Raw genomic sequence first — 2,610 nt, 5'->3', positions numbered from 1 at the left:
CATTTCAGTGCGACACGTTACTCTATAAGTGCCTAATGGTATGAAAAGAGTGGGTTCTTATCAAATAAAAAGAATAACAACTGATTATTCGAAGGAAGGAATGAAAGCCTTCATGTTGAGCTTAAACTTCCTACCTAATACTCCTACAAGCAGAAACAAGAGATAGCTTGTCTCTGTTTGAAGCTAGGTGAAGTCGGCTGAATCGGGCCTAAGTTTCTCTTTGAGAAATATGGTCTGAAATAGGTCGGGGTGCTGAAAAGCGCGTCATGGTGAGAATGTTACACAAGTAACTGACCAAGCGATGAATGTACGGGTCTAGAGGTATAACAATTCGAAAGAATTGTGCTGCACTAGCAGCGTAAACTACCGAAAAGTAAGATTTGAAGTTATGAAATTCGGGATACCTAACAAAGAGGGTATAAGGTTTACAGGCTTATAGTCGCCACCTAAAACGCGCATGGATAGCTAGAATAATCGGAACGTGGAAAGCAAGAGACATTTATACAACTCCGTTGTTAAACCTCTATCAAGGGAATGGTTCATGGCAACATGATTTACTCTTGTGAGAGTAGGGGCRCAGTACCTATGAAAGAATGGAAACATTCCGGAGGGATAGCCCCAAGCCTTATAAATTTAAGTTAAATTACTCAAGTTGCAGATGATCGGTCAGGTAAGAAAGTGGGAAACAACTTTTCAAGGAGTTGTCCACAATCATCACATATTTGCGATACGCTGAATACTACGGGATGCAATCGATCTTTGATACTCTTTACCTTAAAAGTAAAGAAGGTTGCTCGTTTAACAGGCTATATGAACTGATTACTTCTGATAATAATATACTTCTAGCCTATCGAATGATTAAAAGCAACAAAGGATCAAAGACTCAAGGCACTGATCAATTTAGCATTGATGATTTCAATAGCTACAGTCAGGATGAATTCATCAATACGATTCGTAAAACACTTGATCACTATAAACCGAAACTAGTCAGACGTGTCTTCATCCCGAAACCCAATGGCGATAAACGACCATTAGGTATTCCTAGTATGCTGGACAGATTAATACAGCAAATGGTCAAGCAAGTTTTAGAACCTATCTGTGAAGCAAAGTTTTATAAGCATAGTTATGGATTCAGGCCTCTAAGAAGCACGCATCATGCAAAGTCAAGATGCGATACATTAATTAACAACGCCCAACTCCACTTTGTTGTTGATATCGATATAAAAGGCTTCTTTGATAACGTAAACCATACACTGCTTCTTAAACAACTTTGGAATATAGGGATTAAAGACCGGAGAGTACTGGCCATTATAGGAAAAATGTTGAAGGCACCCATTGAAAAGGAAGGAATACCTCGTAAAGGTACACCGCAAGGTGGAATTCTCTCTCCCTTATTATCCAACATAGTACTTAATGACTTGGATCACTGGGTTGCAGGGCAATGGGAAAATTTTAAAACCAAACATCCTTACACACAAAGAAATAAATATGCCGCCCTGAAGAGGACAAAACTCAAAGAGGGCTTTATCGTAAGGTATGCTGATGACTTTAAGATCTTTGCCAGAACCTCACAAGACGCCTATAAATGGTACCATGCAGTAAAACAATACCTTAAAGAACGACTTAAACTAGATGTCTCTCCAGAGAAATCAATGGTCATAAATCTGCGCAAGAAATCATCCAATTTCTTGGGCTTTAAGTTTAAGGCCGTTCCTAAAGGCAAAAAGCATGTTGCTCATAGTTTCATCTCTGATAAGAAGAAGGATCAGATCAAGAAACGAATAAATAAATTGATCACTGAAATTAAGCTATCTCCTACTCCAAAAACGATCTCACAATGGAATAGCTTTGTCCTTGGCCTACATAACTATTTCAAATTCGCATCACATGTAAGCATGGACTTTCAGGAAATTGCCTTTCGCAAAAGTCGATTTATGTTCAATCGTCTCAAATCCATCAGTAGATACGGAAGACCAAAACGGCCGCCTCCAACATACTCTAAGTTTTATAAAAATAATAATAAAACTTGGGAGGTTGCAGGAACGCTACTCTTCCCTTTACAGGACATTTCTAAAAGTAAACCACTAAACTTCAGCCAGGAATCAACCCCGTATAATGCTGAAGCCAGAGAAAGCATTCACGTAAATCTCAAGTTTCACGTCCAAGTAGAGTTATCGAAACTAATTCGATCGGACGTCTGGGATAGGACTCTTGAATATTCCGACAATCGGCTTTCAAGGTACTCAGGAGTTCAGGGATTATGCGAAGTCACGGGTTTATTCTTACAGGCAGAAGAGGTTCATTGTCATCACTACGAACCTCTATCCCTGGGTGGCACAGATAAGTACAATAACCTATGCATTATTCACAGCGATGTACACAGGTTAGTACATGCCACAGAAGATAAAACGATTGAACATTACAAAAGTATCCTACAACTTACCGACGCTATGATTGATAAAATCAATCTCTATCGCAAAGCATGTAAACTTGTGAGCATATAACTTTAGCATATAAGGTGGAACGCCGTGTGCGGTGAAAATTGCATGCACGGTGTGGAGGAGGGGAAAAGGTGGAGATAATATCAAACCCTTACCTATTCCAATAATT

1 protein-coding gene is annotated in these 2,610 nt (G+C 39.2%); it reads left to right on the top strand.

The window, feature by feature from the left end; translation table 11 throughout:
• Positions 1-746: 746 nt before the first annotated feature.
• Complete coding sequence (gene ltrA / locus ACPV3A_RS37535) at positions 747-2,504, top strand: group II intron reverse transcriptase/maturase (RefSeq protein ID WP_152828223.1); 1,758 nt, start codon at positions 747-749, stop codon at positions 2,502-2,504.
• Positions 2,505-2,610 lie beyond the last annotated feature (106 nt).

It is taken from the genome of Paenibacillus sp. Dod16 (genome assembly GCF_049893405.1).
GTDB lineage: Bacteria > Bacillota > Bacilli > Paenibacillales > Paenibacillaceae > Paenibacillus_AQ.
The sequence above is the reverse complement of the archived record's forward strand: the minus strand, read 5'-3'. Positions and strand labels throughout refer to the sequence as shown.